General features: G+C 63.9%; 14 protein-coding genes. 11 read left to right on the top strand and 3 right to left on the bottom strand.

The genetic code is table 11. The annotated features are described in order from the left end of the window. Window positions 1–35 precede the first annotated feature (35 nt). Together GCM43_RS07630 and GCM43_RS07625 are read left to right on the top strand one after the other, a co-directional pair. Window positions 36–761, top strand: a complete 726-nt coding sequence (locus GCM43_RS07630) for a helix-turn-helix transcriptional regulator (protein WP_152242906.1) — start codon at window positions 36–38, stop codon at window positions 759–761. 79 nt (window positions 762–840) lie between these two features. Next, window positions 841–1,467: a glutathione S-transferase family protein gene (locus GCM43_RS07625; protein ID WP_152242905.1), complete on the top strand. Its 627-nt coding sequence runs from the start codon at window positions 841–843 to the stop codon at window positions 1,465–1,467. Between the two features lie 333 nt (window positions 1,468–1,800). Here the strand turns inward: GCM43_RS07625 and GCM43_RS07620 are convergent, their stop codons facing one another. From GCM43_RS07620 to GCM43_RS07610, 3 genes are all read right to left on the bottom strand, one after another. Continuing rightward, entirely contained in the window at window positions 1,801–2,649 is an 849-nt protein-coding gene (locus GCM43_RS07620; protein WP_152242904.1) for an HDOD domain-containing protein, read from the bottom strand. 207 nt (window positions 2,650–2,856) lie between these two features. After that, window positions 2,857–3,144, bottom strand: coding sequence for a hypothetical protein (locus tag GCM43_RS07615; RefSeq protein WP_152242903.1), 288 nt, complete (start codon window positions 3,142–3,144; stop codon window positions 2,857–2,859). Window positions 3,145–3,183: 39 nt separating this feature from the next. Then, window positions 3,184–3,573: a MarR family winged helix-turn-helix transcriptional regulator gene (locus GCM43_RS07610; RefSeq protein WP_226929374.1), complete on the bottom strand. Its 390-nt coding sequence runs from the start codon at window positions 3,571–3,573 to the stop codon at window positions 3,184–3,186. Window positions 3,574–3,753: 180 nt separating this feature from the next. Here GCM43_RS07610 and GCM43_RS07605 point away from each other — a divergent pair, with 180 nt between their 5' ends. The 9 genes from GCM43_RS07605 to GCM43_RS07565 all read left to right on the top strand — a co-directional run bounded on the left by GCM43_RS07605 (window position 3,754) and on the right by GCM43_RS07565 (window position 17,493). Continuing rightward, on the top strand, window positions 3,754–4,698 hold the full coding sequence (locus GCM43_RS07605) for a GlxA family transcriptional regulator (RefSeq protein WP_152242901.1): 945 nt from the start codon (window positions 3,754–3,756) through the stop codon (window positions 4,696–4,698). Between the two features lie 141 nt (window positions 4,699–4,839). Further along, the gene (gene astC, locus GCM43_RS07600) at window positions 4,840–6,081 is read left to right on the top strand and encodes an acetylornithine/succinylornithine family transaminase (RefSeq protein WP_152242900.1); all 1,242 of its coding nucleotides are present in this window, start codon (window positions 4,840–4,842) and stop codon (window positions 6,079–6,081) included. Window positions 6,082–6,152: 71 nt separating this feature from the next. Beyond that, complete coding sequence (locus GCM43_RS07595; protein ID WP_152242899.1) at window positions 6,153–7,184, top strand: arginine N-succinyltransferase; 1,032 nt, start codon at window positions 6,153–6,155, stop codon at window positions 7,182–7,184. A 10-nt stretch (window positions 7,185–7,194) separates the two neighbouring features. Beyond that, window positions 7,195–8,262: an arginine N-succinyltransferase gene (astA, locus tag GCM43_RS07590; protein WP_152242898.1), complete on the top strand. Its 1,068-nt coding sequence runs from the start codon at window positions 7,195–7,197 to the stop codon at window positions 8,260–8,262. Next, window positions 8,240–9,736 (top strand): succinylglutamate-semialdehyde dehydrogenase, encoded by a 1,497-nt coding sequence (astD, locus tag GCM43_RS07585; protein ID WP_152242897.1) that lies wholly within the window; start codon window positions 8,240–8,242, stop codon window positions 9,734–9,736. Before astA ends, astD begins: the two co-directional genes overlap by 23 nt. A gap of 18 nt (window positions 9,737–9,754) precedes the next feature. Next, window positions 9,755–11,110, top strand: coding sequence for an N-succinylarginine dihydrolase (gene astB / locus GCM43_RS07580; RefSeq protein WP_152242896.1), 1,356 nt, complete (start codon window positions 9,755–9,757; stop codon window positions 11,108–11,110). Window positions 11,111–11,224: 114 nt separating this feature from the next. Further along, entirely contained in the window at window positions 11,225–15,922 is a 4,698-nt protein-coding gene (locus GCM43_RS07575; protein WP_152242895.1) for an NAD-glutamate dehydrogenase domain-containing protein, read from the top strand. After that, a complete protein-coding gene (locus tag GCM43_RS07570) occupies window positions 15,922–16,908 on the top strand; it encodes a succinylglutamate desuccinylase (protein WP_152242894.1) in 987 nt (328 codons plus the stop codon). The genes GCM43_RS07575 and GCM43_RS07570 overlap by 1 nt, the downstream gene beginning before the upstream one ends. Before the next feature lie 75 nt (window positions 16,909–16,983). After that, window positions 16,984–17,493, top strand: coding sequence for a DUF1993 domain-containing protein (locus GCM43_RS07565; RefSeq protein ID WP_152242893.1), 510 nt, complete (start codon window positions 16,984–16,986; stop codon window positions 17,491–17,493). The last annotated feature ends 125 nt before the right edge of the window (window positions 17,494–17,618 follow it).

The following is a 17,618-nucleotide window of genomic DNA, read 5'->3' as shown; positions in this document are numbered from 1 at the left end:
GCAAGCCGGGCGGCATTTTTTATAAGGAAGCAAGCATGAGCCGCAGCGGCCGCCTGTTTTTACTGTTGGACGCCATGCGCGCGAAAAGGGTGCCGGTAACGGCTGCCCAGCTGGCGCAACAGCTTCAGGTCTCGGAACGCACGATTTACCGCGATATCCAGACCCTGGCCGAGCTGGGCGCGCCGTTGCAGGGCGAGGCCGGCGTCGGCTACCTGCTGCGCTGCGGCGCCTTTTTGCCGCCGATGATGTTCGATGCCGACGAGCTCGAAGCGCTGGTACTGGGGGCGCGCTGGGTGCGCCGCCAGGGCGACGCCGCGCTGGCCGAGGCAGCCAGCCGGGCGCTGGCCAAGATCGCCACCGCTTCACCACGCGACCTGCGCGACAGCATGGCCGAGACCAGCCTGTGGGTGCCGCTGGGCCGGCGTGCCGATCAGCCTGACGCCGAGGCCTCAACCACCGCTGCCCAGGCCGACCGTTTCGTGCAGCCGGTGCGCGAGGCAATACGCCATGAACACAGGCTGATGCTGGGCTACGAGGACCAGCAGGGCAGCGCCAGCGAACGCACCGTCTGGCCGTTTGCACTGGCCTATTTTGAAGGCAAGCGCCTGCTGGCCGCCTGGTGCGAACTGCGCGGCGACTACCGTCATTTCCGCATCGACCGCATTGCCAGCGTGCTGTCCACCGGCGAGCGTTATGCCACGCGCCGCCAGGTGCTGCTGGCGGCCTGGCGCAAGGCCCACGATATTGATCCGGAAGCCTGAAGGCCGGCACGCTACTGACAAAAACTGTCAGCGCCCGCGCATACGATAACGGTTTCGCCACTAACCGGAGTCAAACACCATGCGCCTGTACCACCACCCCATGTCGTCCAACGCCCGCCGCGCCGTCATGACGGCGATCCATCTTGGCCTGCCGCTGGAGCTGGCCGAGGTCGACCTGATGCATCCGGACGACCGCCGCCGCCTGGCCGAACTGAACCCGAACGGCAAAGTGCCGGTGCTGGCCGACGGTGACTTTCTGCTGTGGGAATCGTGCGCCATCATGCAGTACCTTGCCGAACAGACGCCGGGCCAGACGCTGTATCCGCCAGCGGGCAAGGCGCGCGCCGATGTCAATCGCTGGCTGTTCTGGGGCGCCCAGCACTTTGCACCGGCCATCAGCGTGCTGACCTGGGAGCGCGCCTGGAAGGGTATCACCGGCAATGGCGGCCCCGATCCGCTGGAAGTGGCACGCGGCGAGCGCGACCTTGCCGAGTGCGCAGTGGTGCTCGACGCCCACCTTGCAGGGCGTCAGTGGCTGTGCGGCGACAGCGTCAGCCTGGCCGAGTTCGCGGTGGCGGCGCCGCTGATGTACAGCGAGGCGGTGCAGCTGCCGCTGGCGCAGTATGCCAACCTCCAAGCCTGGTACCAGCGCGTGCAGCAGCTGCCGGCCTGGCAGCAGACGCAGGTGGAACTGATTGCCCAATAAAGTCCGGCCTATGTGTGGCAACGCACGGAAATGTGTGGCCTGCAGGCCTACCATGGGGCTGTCTCTTTCAGGACATCCCTAGCTTTGGACTTTACCCGCTTTCGAGCGGGTTTTTTTTGGGCGGAAGTGGCGCAGGGACTTGAAAATTTAATAATGGCACAGCATGTCGGCATATTCATCTTTCCCGAAGGAATGCCATGTTTATGCCGCGCCACCCGAAGCCATTGCTCAGCACCAAGGCTGTTGCCACCATGGTGGTGCAGCAGCGGCAACACGACAAGGCCATGAACAAGCACCTGCTGATCGTGCAGACGCCAACGACGCCACCGGAAATCAGTGCACCAGCACCCGCAGCAGCGACTGCACTTCCTCGGCCGACTCGGCCATGATGCTTGACAGCGTATCGTGCTCGCCGATCAGGCAGTCGATACTGCTGGCGGCGCGTTTGGCGCGTACGGCAATCGCAGCCGGATTTTCATTGAGCGGCGAGGCCACCGGCGCCAGGTCATTGGCCAGCAGCAGGGTGTCGGCTGGCGATTCGGGCGGAATCGCGCGCAGGCCTTCCCATAGCGCTTCGATCGCCTGCATCACGGCTTCGGGCACCTTGAGCTTGGTCAGCACGCCGCGGCCCACAGCCTGTTCGCCATGCTCGACCCATTCCTGCGCGTCGCCATCGAGAATGCCGGGATATTCACCGGCGCGCGACAGCAGGTAAAAGCCGCCGACTTCGTGCATGATGCCGGCAAACAGCGCCGTATCGGGGTCGACCCGGGTCACGCGCCTTGCAATCACCTGCGACAGCGCGGCCACGTGGGCCGTATGCTCCCATAACTGATCGGCCTTGGCCTTGAGCTGCGGATCGGTAATCGTGCTGCCAAGCTGGCGCACGATCAGTGACGCCACCACCGACTGCAAGGTACGCACGCCGAGCCGCTGCACGGCAGTACGCACATTGGTAATGTCGTTGCCGCTGCGGTTATAGGCCGCCGAATTGGCAATGGCCACGGTGCGCGCGGCCAGCAGCGGGTCGGCCTGCACCAGCCTGACGGCCGCTTCGATATGGCAATCGGGATCGGCCAATGCCTGCTGCAGCTTGAGCGAGGCGTCGACATTGGCAGGAAAGGTCAGTTCGCCACGACTGGCGGAGGCGGCGATGCTGTTAAGGGCGTCGAGTCTGTTCATTGAAAAAATTATACTCGCAATATTTCCGTGTGGAACTTTTTAACGATGATCTTTTCATTAACAGCCGGTGCAGGCGTAGGTCGGCGTAGGTCGGCGTAGGTCGGCTTAGCGCAGCGTAAGCCGACAAATGCCCGCCGCCCGTTGGCAGCGCTGCCGATGTCGGATTACGGCCTACGGCCTAATCCGACCTACGAAAAATGCCAACGCTTATTCGAGCACTTCGCTGAAAATCGCGTCGCATCCTTCGACCAGCTCATCGCTTTCGTCGAGCTCGTCCGTCAGGCCCAGGTCGAACAGTTCTTCGACGGCGTTCATGAAACTGTGGTGCTTGGCTGCGCCGATCAGGCGGTAGATTTCGCCGTCTTCATTGCGGATGCCGATAATCAGGTTTTCCTGGCGCACCAGTTCGGGCGTGCTGGCGTTGAGCAGCAGGTTGCCGATAATGTGCTTGTCAAAGTGTGCCGGTTTTTTGCCGTCGAGCAGGGAAGTTTTCAATTTGATTTCCTTTGTCTTGTTTTTAGTGTTGCAGAGATATTAGCTGTTGCTGCTGTCGATGACTTGTTTCAGCTTGCGCAGTTCCGTTTCCAGGCGCACGAAGTCGGCTTCGCCATAGGCCGAAAAATGCTGCTGGGCCTGGCGGGTCAGCTTGGGAAAGACCTCTTCAAAGACCTGTTCCCCGGCGTCGGTCAGGCGCACGAAGTACGAACGCTTGTCGCGCGTGCAGCGTTCGCGTTGCACCAGTGCCTTTTCTTCCAGCCGCTCCACCACGCCCGTCAGCGTGCCCTTGGTAATCAGGGTTTTCTGCCCGAGTTCCTTGTAGGACATGCCGCTGGTATTGCCCAGCGTGGCGATAATATCGAACTGCGCATGCGTCAGCCCGTACTGGCGTACATAGTCCGCCGAAAAGCGTTCGAAGCCCTGCATGCATTCGGCCAGCAGCCGGATACTTTTTAAATATCGTTCACCCATGGGGCACGATTATATCCTTCCGGCCTGCTTTTTTCTGCGCGCCGGTGCGTCTGTTGCATCCTTGCGCCATTGCCTGCTCGCTGGTGCAGTATGATAGGCGCACCTCACTCAGCCATTGCCCGATCTTGCCTGCCGATGTCCTTTGCCAACCTCTCCCGTATCGGCCGCGACAAGCCGCTGCGCCTGCTGCTGATCCAGGCTGGTGACGCCGAATCGATGACCTGGGCCGGCCTGGTGCAACCGCTGCGCCTGTGCGCGCGCGCGCTGGGGCCGGGGGCGCTGCAGTTCGATATCGTGACGCCAGCCCAGGCCGCCGTGCAAAGCGGCAACTGGCAAATAGCGTTGCTGGTGGCCGACGAAGGCCAGCCGCCGTTGCCGCCCGAGCTGTGTCGCGCCGTGATCGAGCGCTGCCGTGCGGCGCCGTTCTGGGGTGGCGTGGGCGCCGGCGTGCTGTGGCTGGCCGATGCCGGCGTCATGGACGGCGTGCGCATTGCGCTGCCGTGGGCGCTGTATGCGGACGCCGAAGCGCGCGCCGAGCGCGCCATCCTGACGCCGCACCTGTTCGATATCGACGGGCCGCACCTGACCTGCTGCGGCGGTGCGGCCAGCATCGATTTTTCGCTGACCCTGATCGAAGCGGTGTTCGGCGCCGATGTGCAGGCGCAACTGAAAGAAGCCTTGTGCGTGGACCGCGTGCGCGGCAAGGAGGAGCGCCAGCGGGTGGCGCTGCAGGCGCGCTTTGGCGTGCTGCAGCCGAAATTGTCCGAAGCGGTCACGCTGATGGAAGCCAATATCGAGGAACCGCTGTCGACCGACGATATTGCCAATCTGGTCGGCCTGTCGCGGCGCCAGCTCGAGCGCCTGTTCAAGCAGTACCTGGGCAGCCTGCCGTCGCGCTACTACCTCGAACTGCGCCTGAAAAAATCGCGCCAGTTATTGCTCGATACCCATTATTCCATCGTACAAGTCGGCCTGATGTGCGGCTTTTCATCCGGTTCGCACTTTTCCACCGCCTTCGGCGCGCTGTTCGGCAATACCCCGCGCGAAGAGCGCCAGCGCAAACTGATGCCACCGGCCTGAAGGCCATGCCCCTGCAGCTGTGAGGAATTGTGAAAATCCTTGTCGCAGATTCAAAAGAGTTTTAGCATCCCGCTTTTTATAATGCAGTACAAGCGTAGCTGCGGTAGCTGCGGGAGTACCTCACATTTTGATGGGAATGCCATGAATGCCAAGCTTGATGCGACCGTTACGGCTCGTCCAGTCACCCGCGACACCTTTGACCAGGTGATCGTTCCTACCTACGCCCCGGCGGCCATGGTGCCCGTGCGTGGCGTCGGCCTGGAACTGTGGGACCAGGAAGGCAAGCGTTACCTCGATTTCACGTCCGGCATCGCCGTCAACAGCCTCGGTCACTGCCATCCAGCACTGGTTGAAGTGCTGACCAAGCAGATCAACACGCTGTGGCACCTCGGTAACGGCTATACCAACGAGCCGGTGCTGCGCCTGGCGTCGGCGCTGACCGAAGCGACCTTTGCCGACCGCGCGTTTTTCTGCAACTCGGGCGCAGAAGCCAACGAAGCGGCGCTGAAACTGGCGCGCAAATATGCGCACAGCAAATTTGGCGCGCACAAGTCGCGCATCATCTCGTGCTTCAGCTCCTTCCATGGCCGCACGCTGTTTACGGTTTCGGTCGGCGGTCAGTCGAAATACACCGAAGGCTTCGAGCCGCTGCCGCCGTCAATCGACCATATCGCCTACAACGATATCGAAGCGGCGCGCGCCGCCATCGGTGACGATGTGTGCGCGGTGATCGTCGAGCCAGTGCAGGGCGAAGGCGGTGTAGTACCAGGCAATCCGGAATTCCTGAAAGAATTGCGTGCACTGTGCGACAAGACCGGCGCCCTGCTCATTTTCGACGAAGTGCAGTGCGGCATGGGCCGTACCGGCGCGCTGTTCGCCTATATGGGCTATGGCGTCACGCCAGATATCCTGACCGCCGCCAAGGCACTGGGCAATGGCTACCCGATCGGCGCCATGCTGACCACCGAAGAACTGGCGCAAACGCTGGCCGTCGGCACCCACGGCACCACCTACGGTGGCAACCCGCTGGCCACCAGCGTGGCGCTGGCCGTGCTTGAAACGATCAATACGCCAGCCTTCCTGGCGCGCGTGAAAGAAGCGAGCGTCAACACCATCGCCATGCTGCAAGGGCTGATCAGCGATTACCCTGAGGTGTTCTCGGCCGTGCGCGGCAGCGGCTTGCTGCTGGGCCTGGTCGTCAGCGAGGCCTGGAAAGGCCGCGCCAAGGATATCCAGAAGGCTGCCGAAGCGCAGGGCCTGATGGTGCTGATCGCCGGCATGGATGTGGTGCGCCTGGCGCCGGCGCTGATCGTCTCGGACGAACAGATCGCCGAAGCAGGCCGCCTGTTGCATGCCGCGGTCGACAGCCTGCGCAAGGCCTGACCAGCGTTTTGACTCCGCCGGCCCGCATGACTGCGGGCCGGTCTGTTTTACCCTGCACCGAAGGAGTACCCATGTATGTTGTCCGTCCGGTAGCCCTTGCGGATATTGCAGCTCTTGAATCGCTGGCCGCGCTCAGCATGCCGGGGGTGCATACCCTGCCCAGGACGCGTGAAAAAATCAGCGCCGCCGTCGAGCGCTCGATTGCCTCGTTTGCGGCGCGCGTCGATCTGCCCAGCGAAGAATCGTATCTGTTCGTGCTCGAGTCGCTGGAGGACCAGAGCCTGCTCGGCACGGCCGCCATCTTTGCCGCCGCTGGCTCGAACGGCACTTATTTTTCCTTCCGTAACGATGTGATCCAGCAGGTCTCGCGCGACCTCAATATCAGCCATAGCGTGCATGCGCTGACGCTGTGTTCGGAACTGACCGACTGCTCGCAGCTGTCCGGCTTTTTCATCCGTAACATGGAGCAGGCGGGACTGGAAGCGGCGCTGCTGTCGCGCGCGCGGCTGCTGTTTGCCGTGCTGGCGCCGCAGCGTTTCAGCGAGCGCTTCTTCGTGCCGCTGGCCGGCATGACAGACGCCGACGGCCAGTCGCCGTTCTGGGACGCGCTGGGTCGCAAGTTTTTCCAGATGGGTTTTCTGGACGCTGAAAAAGTGATTGGCGGGGCGCGCAATCGCACCCTGATCGTCGAGCTGATGCCGCATTACCCGGTCTATGTACCGCTGCTGCCCGGCGATGCGCAGGCGGCCATGGGCCAGATCCATCCGAGCGGCGAACTGGCCTTCAACCTGATGACCGAAGAGGGTTTCCAGGCCGACGACTATATCGATATCTTCGATGGCGGCCCGATCCTGCAGGCGCACAAGAATTCGCTGCGCTCGGTTACCGGCGCGCTGACGCGCCGTGTGGTGGAAGGCGTCACGCCCAGCCGCGCCGGCCAGAAAATCAATTATGCGATCGCTTCAAGCAACGAGCACGATTTCCGCGCCGTCACGTTTGCCTGCGACGCACTCGAGGCGCAAGAGTCGGTGGGCCTGCCGGCCGACCTGCTCGAAGCGCTGGCCGTGGCCAGCGGCGAGTCCGTGATCTGCGTACGCATCTAAGGAGACCAGCATGCTAGTAGTACGGGCAATCAACGCCAACGACCTCGATGCGCTGTATGGCCTGGCCAGCCAGGTCGGCACCGGCATGACCACCTTGAAGCCCGACATGAAAATGCTGGGCGACCGTCTCGACATCGCCTGCGCTTCGTTTGCCGGCACCATCGAACCGGAAAAGCGCGACTACATGTTCGTGATGGAAGACACCGATACGGGCCGCCTGGCCGGCGTGTGCGCCATCAAGGGCGCGGTCGGCATGGAAGAGCCGTTCTATAACTACCGCATCGGCACATTGGTTCACTCCAGCCGCGAGATCGATGTGTTTACCCGCATGGAAACGCTGTACCTGTCGAACGACCTGACCGGCAGCACCGAACTGTGTTCGCTGTTCCTGCACCCCGACTACCGCACCGGCAACAACGGCAAGCTGCTGTCGAAAAGCCGCTTCCTGTTCATTGCCCAGTTCCCGCAGCTGTTCAAGGAAAAGCTGATTGCCGAGATGCGCGGCTACCAGGCCCAGGACGGCAGCTCGCCGTTCTATGAAGGCCTGGGCCGGCATTTCTTCAAGATGGATTTCCACCATGTCGACGACCTGACCAGCCTGGGCAAGAAGTCCTTCATCGCCGAGCTGATGCCGCGCCAGCCGATGTACGTGGCCTATTTGCCTGAGTCGGCGCAGGAAGTGATCGGCAAGGTCCACCTGAGCACCGCGCCGGCGCGCCGCCTGCTGGAGCAGGAAGGGCTGCATTTCGAAGGCTATGTCGATATTTTCGATGCCGGTCCGGTGCTGCAGGCGCGCGTGTCCGAGCTGCGCGCCATGCGCGACAGCATGCCGGCCACGCTGGCAACCGGCATTGTGGCCGAGGCCTGTGAGGCCGGCGCCGACGGCGAACCTTACCTGGTGTCGAACACCGACCTGAAAGATTTCCGCATGATCGTCACCAGTGCCAATCCGCACAACGGCAAGCTGGTGCTCGGTGACGATGAACTGCATCTGCTGCGCTGCCAACCTGGCGATACCGTGCGCACCTTGTCACTCAACCCGAGGAAGCATACTCATGGCACCATCGACCCATCTTAAACCGTCCGACACCGTTTCCAACCTGATCAACGGCGCCTGGCTGCCCGGCGACGGCCGCGAACTGACGACCGTCGATCCATCGAACGGCAAGCAGACCTGGGCCAGTCTCGAGGCCGGCCCGGCACTGGTTGAGCAGGCCTGCCAGGCGGCGCGCCAGGCCTTTGACGCATGGGCCGATACGCCGATTGAAGAGCGCATCGGCATCTGCGTGCGCTTTCGCGACCTGCTCAAGGAACAGGCTGAAACGCTGGCGCTGCTGATCTCGGAAGAGGTGGGCAAGCCGCTGTGGGAGTCGCGTACCGAAGTGGCCACCATGGCCAACAAGATCGACATTTCGGTGCAGTCGTACCACGCGCGCACCGGCGTTACGCAAAGCACGATAGCCGACGGCGAGGCCGTGCTGCGCCACCGTCCGCACGGCGTGTTCGGCGTGTTCGGTCCCTATAACTTCCCCGGCCACCTGCCCAATGGCCATATCGTGCCGGCCCTGATTGCCGGTAACACCATCGTCTTCAAGCCCAGCGAATATGCACCACGCAGCGCCATCCGTACGGTGCAGCTGTGGCAGCAGGCCGGCTTGCCCGACGGCGTGCTCAATCTGGTCAATGGCGCGCGCGATACCGGCGTGGCGCTGGGTGCCAATGCGCATCTGGACGGCGTGCTGTTTACCGGATCGAGCCAGACCGGCGCCAGCCTGCACCGCCAGTTCGGCGGCCAGCCCGGCAAAATGCTGGCACTGGAAATGGGTGGCAATAACGCGCTGGTGGTGTGGGATGTGAAAGACATCGACGCCGCCGTGCACCATGCTATTTTTTCCGCTTTTGTGTCGGCTGGCCAGCGCTGCACCTGCGCGCGCCGGCTGGTGGTGCAGGACAATGCCGCCGGCGCCGCCTTCGTGGCGCGCCTGGTCGAAGTAGCGGCCAGGCTGGGTATCGGCGCCTCCGACGCCCAGCCGCAGCCTTTCATGGGGCCGGTGGTCTCCAGCGCCGTGGCGGCGCGCCTGGTGCAGGCGCAGGCCGACATGGTGGCCAAGGGCGGCACGGTGTTGCTGCAGATGCGCCAGCTGAACCCGCAGGCCGGCTTTGTCAGCGCCGGCATCGTCGATGTGACCAACGCTGCCGGCATCCCGGACGAAGAGTGGTTCGGTCCGCTGCTGCAGGTGATCCGCGTGACTGACTTCGACGCCGCGCTGAAAGTGGCCAACGCCACCGAATTCGGCCTGGCCGCAGCATTGCTGTCGGACGATGCGGCGCTGTGGCAGCGCTTCCAGGTGCGCGCGCGCGCCGGCATCGTCAACTGGAACCGCCCGACTACCGGTGCGGCCAGCACGGCGCCGTTTGGCGGCGTGGGCAAGTCGGGCAATCATCGCCCAAGCGCCTACTACGCGGCCGATTACTGCGCCTATCCGGTCGCCTCGATCGAGAACAGCACACTGGCGATGCCGGCCAAGCTGTCGCCCGGTCTCAATTTTTAAAGTATTAAAGGAATTTCCATGCACAGCGCGCGCGAATACAACTTCGATGGCCTGGTCGGCCCCTCGCATAACTATGCCGGCCTGTCGTTCGGCAACGTGGCTTCGTTCAGCAATGTGAAAAGCGCGTCGAATCCGAAGCAGGCAGCCCTGCAGGGCCTGGCCAAGATGCGTGCGCTGGCTGCACGCGGCTTTGCGCAAGCAGTTCTGCCGCCGCAGGACCGTCCCAATTTCCGCCTGCTGCGCTCAATCGGTTTTGGCGGCAGCGACGCCGAAGTGCTGGCGCGCGCCTACAAGGAGTCGCCCGTGATCCTGGCCTGCGCCTACTCTGCCTCGCCAATGTGGACTGCCAACGCCGCCACCGTCAGCCCGTCGGCGGACACGCATGACGGCCGCGTGCACTTCACCGCTGCCAATCTCAATAACAAGCTGCACCGCGCCTTCGAGCACACACAGTCGGCGCGCAGCCTGCGCGCCATCTTCGGCAACAACGAACACTTTGCCGTGCACGACGCGCTGCCGTCGACGCCGGCCTTTGGCGACGAAGGCGCGGCCAACCATACGCGCCTTGGCAGCGCGCACGGTGCGTCGTCGGTCGAGCTGTTCGTGTACGGCCGGGTAGAGTTCGATCCGTCCGCACCAAGCCCGAAGCGCTATCCGGCGCGCCAGACGCTGGAAGCGTCGCAGGCGGTAGCGCGCCTGCATGGCCTCGATGCAAAGCGCACCGTGTATGTGCAGCAGAATCCGGACGTGATCGACCAGGGCGTGTTTCATAACGACGTCATTGCAGTGGGCAACGGCAATGTGCTGTTTTACCACGAGCAGGCATTTGCCGATGAAGAACTGAGCCTGCTGCAGCTGGGTCGCGCGCTCGACGGCGTGGGCACCGGGCTGCAGGCGCTGCGCGTCGATACCGGCCAGGTGCCGATTGTCGATGCCGTGACCAGCTATCTGTTCAACAGCCAGCTGCTGAGTAAACCAGACGGCAAGATGGCGCTGGTGATCCCGCAGGAGTGCTGCGAGAACAAGGCCGTCTCGCGCTACCTCGATGGCCTGGTCGCCAGCGGCGGGCCGATCGACGAGCTGATTCATTTCGACCTGCGCCAGAGCATGCGCAATGGTGGCGGGCCTGCCTGCCTGCGTTTGCGCGTGGCCTTGAGCGAGGCCGAAGCAAACGCCATGCACCAGGGCGTGATCATGACCGAAGCGCTGTATCAGCGCCTGGTGGCTTGGGTGGAAAAACACTACCGCGACCGCCTGGAGCCGTCCGACCTGGCCGATCCGCAACTGGCGCTGGAAGTGCAGGCAGCGCTTGAAGAACTGGCCGTCATCCTCAACTTACCAGGATTGTACGAAGATCGGCTCGAACGGCTATAGTCATACACCATCAGTACAGAATTTGACGGGCCAACCCCGCCACCGACAGCGTCAACGCCAGCCACAAGCCGGTGTGCCCGCTCAAGCACATAGACACCATCATGGAGATGCAAGATGAATCAAACGCCACAAGATCACCGCATGCAGACGCTCGAACTGGTTCGTGACCTGGCCGCCGCGCCAGTGACTGAACTGGTACAGGCCTGGCTCGACTCGCTCGACGCCGAAGACCTGGCCGATATCGCGCCCGACACCCTGGCGCCGGTGCTGGCCGGCAGCTTTGCGCAGGCCTCCACCCGCACAGGCGACGGCTGCCAGATCGCCGCCCTGCGCTATGCAGACGGTCGTGGCGGCATGGCGACGGCCTTGCTGATACTGAACCAGGACATGCCTTACCTGGTCGACTCCATCGTGATGGCCATGCGCCGCCAGCACCTGGCCGTGCGCGGCGTGATGAATACCGTGCTGCCGGTGCGCCGCGCTGCCGACGGCAGCGTGGCGGCCGTGCGCCAGCCCGGTGATCCGCTCGAATCGTATGTGCTGGTGCTGCTCGATGAAGAACTGACGCCGGACGCGCAAGGCGCGCTGGTGGCGGCGCTGGAGATGGTGGCGCGCGATGCGTCCGTGGTGCGCCGCGACAGCGCCGCCATGGGCGAGCGCCTGTCGGCCGTGGCAGCAAATACCCAGGGCGAAGAAGGCCCGGAAGTGGCGGCTTTCCTGGAGTGGGCACGCAACGGCGGCTTTGAAGTCTTCGGCTATGCCTATTACCGCGTCAAGCCGGGCGTGCGCGAACTGGAACGCGATATCGGCAGCCGCATCGGCGTGCTGCAGGACACCGCCCATCCGGTCTATGGCACCTGCCTGGCCAATATCCCCGGCGACTTTGACACGCTGGCCAAACGCGCCTCTGCACTGTCGATCGTCAAGGCCGACGTGGCCGGCACCCTGCACCGCGACCAGCAGCTGGACTTTATCGGCGTGCGCGACACCGACGCGCAAGGCGCGATCCTCGGCGAGCATTGCTTTGTCGGCCTGTTTACGCGCGCCGGCAATGCCACGCCGCTGACGGCGCTGCCGTTTGCACGCGGTCGCGTGACCCAGGTGCTGAGCCTGGCCGGCGTGCGCCAGCAGGGCTTCCGCGCCGAGAAATTCCGTGAAATCCTCGAATCCTTGCCGCGTACCGAAGCGCTGGAAGCCGATATCGACTGGCTGGCGCAGGTCTGCGGCGCCGTGGTGTCGCTGTACAAGCAGCCGCGCACCAAGGTCTTTGCGCGCCGCGACGTCTATGCGCGCCACCTGAATGTACTGGTCTACCTGCCGCGCGAGCGCTACAGCGCCAGCGTGGCCTCGAGCCTGGCCAAGGCGCTGAAAAACAGCTCCGGCGCGACCCATGTCAGCATGCAGACGCTGGTGGCCGACGGTCCGCTGGCGCGCGTGTATCTGATCGCCCATGCGGCGCGCTATCCGCTCGACCTGGAAACCGATATCGAACAGCCGCTGCTGGGCGTGCTCGATGGCTGGCACAACGGCTTTGCCGCCGTGGCCGACGCCGTGCCCGACGTGGCGCTGCGCGCCAGCCTGCGCAAGCTGTGCGCGACGCTGCCGCTCGACTACGTGGCCGCGACCGCACCGGCGGTGGCTTTCCGCGACCTCGACGCCATCTTGCGCAATACCGATCCGGCGCATGTCGCCGTGCGCATCGAAACCGGCGCCGTCACCACCATCCGCCTGTATTCGGCCAACCGCGTGCCGTCGCTGTCGACCATCCTGCCGGCGCTGCACAATGCCGGCGTGGCAATCGACCGCGAACAGGCGTATTCGATTTCCGCTGCCGACGGTACGCGTTATTTCGTCACCAGCCTGACGGTCGACGCCGACAGCGCCGCCAAGCTGGCGCAGCCGGCAGTGGTGACAGTGGCTGAAGAACTGTTTGCCGCGCTGTTCAACGACACGGTCGAAGACGGCCGCCTGAATGGCCTTGTCATCGAAGGCGGCCTGTCGACGCGCCAGGTACAACTGGTGCGCGCCTACACCAGCTACTGGCGCCAGGCCGGCAGCAGTTTTTCGGTGCGCTATATCGCCGAAAGCCTGCGCCGCCAGCCGGCACTGGTCAAGGCGCTGGTCGACGCTTTCCTGCAGCGTTTTGATCCATCGCTGTCCGATGAGCAGCATGCTGCTGCGCTGGACGCGATTGCCGCCGTCAAGGCCGGCCTGGCGTCGGTCAACCATGCCGATACCGAAGCGATCCTGGCCGCGCTGGCCGACCTGATGACGGCTACCCTGCGCACCAGCTACTTCCAGAACGGCCAGGCGGGCGACAAGATCATCTTCAAGTTCGATACCAGCAAGCTGGCGCTGGTGCCCGAGCCGCGTCCTTACCGTGAAATTTTCGTGTTCTCGCGCCGCTTTGAAGGCGTGCACCTGCGTGGCGGCCCGGTCGCGCGTGGCGGCCTGCGCTGGTCCGACCGCATGGAAGACTACCGCACCGAAGTGCTGGGCCTGGTCAAGGCGCAGATGGTGAAAAACGCGGTGATCGTGCCGGCCGGCGCCAAGGGCGGTTTTGTCTGCAAGCAGATGCCGAAAGACGCACCGCGCGAAGTGATTGCGGCCGAAGGCGAAGCCGTGTATCGCCTGTTTATTTCCAGCCTGCTGGAAGTGACCGACAACCGCTCGCTGGGCAATATCGTACCGCCGGTCGATACCGTGTGCTACGACGACGCCGACCCGTACCTGGTGGTGGCGGCCGACAAGGGCACAGCGACTTTCTCCGATATCGCCAACGGCATCGCCGTGCAGCGCGGCTTCTGGCTCGGTGACGCATTTGCGTCGGGCGGCTCGAACGGCTACGACCATAAAAAGCTGGGCATTACTGCCAAGGGCGCGTTTGAAGCGGTCAAGCGCCACTTCTATGAAATGGACCACGACTGGAACAATACGCCGGTCACCATGGTGGGCGTGGGCGACATGTCGGGCGACGTGTTCGGCAACGGCGTGCTGCTGTCGCGCCAGCTCAAACTGGTGGCAGCGTTCGACCATCGCCATATCTTCCTCGACCCGACCCCGGACGTAGCGGTGTCATTCGACGAGCGCGCCCGCATGTTTGCGCTGCCGCGCTCTTCGTGGGAAGACTATGACAAGTCGCTGATCTCGGCTGGCGGTGGCGTCTATCCGCGCTCGAGCCGCAGCATCGAACTGTCGCCGCAGATCCGCGAGGTGCTCGATATTGCCGAGACGTCGCTGCCGCCGGAAGAGCTGATGCACCGCATCCTCAAATCCCCGGTCGACCTGTTTTATAACGGCGGCATCGGCACCTATATCAAGGCCTCGACCGAAACCCACGCGCAGGTGAAAGACCGCGCCAACGACCATATCCGCGTCAACGGCAACGAGCTGCGCGTAAAAGTGGTGGCCGAGGGCGGCAACCTGGGCGCCACGCAAGCGGGCCGCATCGAGTTTGCGCTCGCTGGCGGTCGCATCTTTACCGATGCGATCGACAATTCGGCGGGCGTCGACTGCTCCGACCATGAAGTGAACGTGAAAATCTGGCTGGACGTGGAAGTCAATGCCGGCAAGCTGTCCGAAGAAGAGCGCAACCGAGAACTGTATGCGATGACCGACGATGTCGAGCGCCTGGTCTTGCGCGACAACACCCAGCAAACGCGTTTGCTGGTGCGCGAACTGCAGGCGCAAGCCGACAGCGCGGTGCAGGACGGCTACGCCGCACTGATCGCCAGCCTGGAAGAAGAGGGCGCCCTGTCGCGCGACCTGGAACAACTGCCGACGGTGGCCGAACTGGCGCGTCGCAAGCACGATGGCCGCGGCTTGACCACGCCGGAACTTGCGGTGGTGATTGCCAATGTGAAGAACCGCTACAAGCGCATCCTGGCGACGCTGCCATTGACGACCGAGAGCTGGGCCGAGCCGGTGCTCAAGCCCTACTTCCCGTCGCTGCTGGTCGCTACCCGTTCGGCGCTCGACCATCCGCTGGCCAACGCCATTCTGGCCACCGTGCTGGCCAATGAAGCGGTCAACCGCTGCGGCCCGCTGATGCTGCGCGAACTGGCCAGCGAATACAGCGTATCCGAGTCCGATGTGATCCTGGCCTGGGGCCAGGCCTGGGTGGCGTTGAACCTGGCGCCGGTATTCGATGCGCTCGACGCCGAAGCGCTGGCCGTACCGCGCGAAGTGTCGATCAAGGTCGATGCGCAAACGCGCGCGCTGCAAAAAACCATGATCGCCGGCGTGCTGTCGGTGCCTGGCGAACAGGCTGACGGCGCCGGCCTGGCCGAGCTGAAGCAACTGTTCGGCGCCGAATCGCGCCGCGCACTGTTCAACGCGGTGGGCGTGCAGTCGGACGCAGCGCAGACAGCGGGCCTGAGCCCGGCCTTTGCGCAGGCATGGGAGGCGGTCGGTGCGCTCGATGTGGTGGCTGGTTTCCTGTTCCCGGCCTTGTCGGTACAGCGCCCGGCAGCGATGAATCTGGCGGCGTTCCTGCAGGTCGGCATGGCCCTGCGCAACCAGGCTGGCATCGATACGCTGGAACGCGGCCTGCGCCTGCCGGCGCAAAGCCGCGCCCAGGAGCAGCTGCGCAACTTTGCACAGCAGGCGCTTGGCCGCAGCCAGCAGCGTTTGCTGGCGCTGGTGCTGGCGCGCGCTGCCCAGGACGTACCGGCCAGCGCCGCCGTGACTGAAGTGACCGCGGCGCTGGGCCTGCCAGCCTACGCTGCGGCGACCGAACTGGAACAGGCCATGCTGGACGTCTGGACGCTGTCGGAAGCGGCCGCGAAGGTCACGGCGCAGGCGGCTGCGTGATGGCGGGCAGCCTGTCACCGGCAGTGCAGGCGCTGGCCAACGCCGACTTTGGCGAAGTAGCGGCGCTGTTTGCCGCTGCCGACCATGCGGTGGCATTGCCGGCGCCGGGCATGCTGCAGGTGTGCCGGCCTGGCGCTGAAGGCCGGCCGGCCGTGGTAGTGTCGGTTGGCGTGCATGGCGACGAGACCGGGCCGATAGAAATGCTGGCCCAGGTGCTTGACGCGCTGTCGCACGACGCTGGCGCGCTGGCGGTCGATCTGCTCGTCTGCGTGGGCAATATCGATGCGATTCGCGCCGGCAAGCGCTTTATCGACGCCGATCTCAATCGCATGTTCCGTCCCGTGCGCGGTTCGCTGGCGCAGGCGGCAGAAAGCGCACGCGCCGACGACATGATCGCCGCCACGCGCGACTTTTTCAACCAGGCTGGCCGCGAGCGCTGGCATCTGGACCTGCACACGGCGATTCGTCCCTCGGTGTACCCGACCTTTGCCATCGTGCCCGACCTTGTGCCCGATGCGGCCAAGGCGGCGCTGATCGGCTGGCTGGGCCAGGCCGCCATCGGCGCCATTGTGATGAACCCGCAGTCGGCCGGTACCTACAGCTATTATTCGGCGGAACATTTCGGTGCGGCCGCCAGCACGGTGGAACTGGGGCGCGTTGGCACGCTGGGGCAAAATGATCTGTCGCTGTTTGACGAGGTGGCGCGCGCGTTGGACGCGCTGCTGCGCGGCCAGGTTGGCCCGCACGTGGCCAGCGCGCCGCATGTGTTCAAGGTGGCGCAGGAAATCATCAAGCACAGTGATGCTTTCACGATGGGTTTTGATCGCAGCACGCAGAACTTCACGGCCCTGGCGCAAGGCGCCGAGATTGCGCGCGATGGCGAACATGTCTATACGGTACAGAACGCGGAAGAGCTGGTGGTGTTTCCCAACCCCGATGTGCGGGTGGGCTTGCGCGCCGGCCTGATGGTGGTGCGCGTGGCGTAATAGGGCCGCACGGTGTGCGCACGCCTTTGCACTGGCTGGCGTACACTGGCTGCTCGATTATTTCAGGAGTTCGCCATGTCCGTATCGATGTACCAGGCTACTATTCCCGTCTTTGTGCGCGGTTTGCGCGTCGCTGCCAGCTTGCTGCAAAAAGCCCAGGCGCATGTCGAAGAAGGCGGCATCGTGCCCGAGATTTTGCTGGGTGCGCAACTGGCGCCCGATATGCTCGATCTGAAGTCGCAGGTGCAGCGCCTGAGCGATACCTCCAAACTGTCGGTGGCGCGCCTGTCCGACCTGCCGGCCCCAAAATTTGAAGACAATGAAACCTCGTTCGAGCAGCTGCAGCAGCGCCTGGCCGATACCATTGCCTGGATCGACGGCGTGAACGCCGGCCAGATGGCCGGCAGCGCCCAGCGCCAGATCGTGCTGAACTGGACCGACGAAGGCAAGACTTTCAACGGCGACGACTATCTGCTGACCTTTGCGCTGCCGAACTTCTACTTCCATCTGTCGATGATCCACGCCATTTTGCGTAACACTGGGGTGGTGGTGGGGAAGATGGATTTTTTGGGGGCGTATGACTGAACAGGTTGTCGGATTACGTCGCTATACCGCTCACGCCAACAATATTGTCGGATTACGCCCCCCTCCGGGGGGCTAATCCGACCTACGCGATCGTAGGTCGGATTAGGCCGCAAGGCCGTAATCCG

Origin of the sequence: Janthinobacterium aquaticum (genome assembly GCF_009208565.1) — a bacterium.
GTDB lineage: Bacteria > Pseudomonadota > Gammaproteobacteria > Burkholderiales > Burkholderiaceae_D > Janthinobacterium.
This window is presented reverse-complemented; position numbering and strand designations above follow the sequence as displayed.

What these genes read in the sequence shown, in the direction of transcription:
- GCM43_RS07630 (WP_152242906.1), top strand. Translation starts at nt 36, where the DNA reads ATGAGCCGCAGCGGCCGCCTGTTTTTACTGTTGGACGCCATGCGCGCG.
- GCM43_RS07625 (WP_152242905.1), top strand. Translation starts at nt 841, where the DNA reads ATGCGCCTGTACCACCACCCCATGTCGTCCAACGCCCGCCGCGCCGTC.
- GCM43_RS07620 (WP_152242904.1), bottom strand. Translation starts at nt 2,649, where the DNA reads ATGAACAGACTCGACGCCCTTAACAGCATCGCCGCCTCCGCCAGTCGT.
- GCM43_RS07610 (WP_226929374.1), bottom strand. Translation starts at nt 3,573, where the DNA reads ATGCAGGGCTTCGAACGCTTTTCGGCGGACTATGTACGCCAGTACGGG.
- GCM43_RS07605 (WP_152242901.1), top strand. Translation starts at nt 3,754, where the DNA reads ATGTCCTTTGCCAACCTCTCCCGTATCGGCCGCGACAAGCCGCTGCGC.
- astC (WP_152242900.1), top strand. Translation starts at nt 4,840, where the DNA reads ATGAATGCCAAGCTTGATGCGACCGTTACGGCTCGTCCAGTCACCCGC.
- GCM43_RS07595 (WP_152242899.1), top strand. Translation starts at nt 6,153, where the DNA reads ATGTATGTTGTCCGTCCGGTAGCCCTTGCGGATATTGCAGCTCTTGAA.
- astA (WP_152242898.1), top strand. Translation starts at nt 7,195, where the DNA reads ATGCTAGTAGTACGGGCAATCAACGCCAACGACCTCGATGCGCTGTAT.
- astD (WP_152242897.1), top strand. Translation starts at nt 8,240, where the DNA reads ATGGCACCATCGACCCATCTTAAACCGTCCGACACCGTTTCCAACCTG.
- astB (WP_152242896.1), top strand. Translation starts at nt 9,755, where the DNA reads ATGCACAGCGCGCGCGAATACAACTTCGATGGCCTGGTCGGCCCCTCG.
- GCM43_RS07575 (WP_152242895.1), top strand. Translation starts at nt 11,225, where the DNA reads ATGAATCAAACGCCACAAGATCACCGCATGCAGACGCTCGAACTGGTT.
- GCM43_RS07570 (WP_152242894.1), top strand. Translation starts at nt 15,922, where the DNA reads ATGGCGGGCAGCCTGTCACCGGCAGTGCAGGCGCTGGCCAACGCCGAC.
- GCM43_RS07565 (WP_152242893.1), top strand. Translation starts at nt 16,984, where the DNA reads ATGTCCGTATCGATGTACCAGGCTACTATTCCCGTCTTTGTGCGCGGT.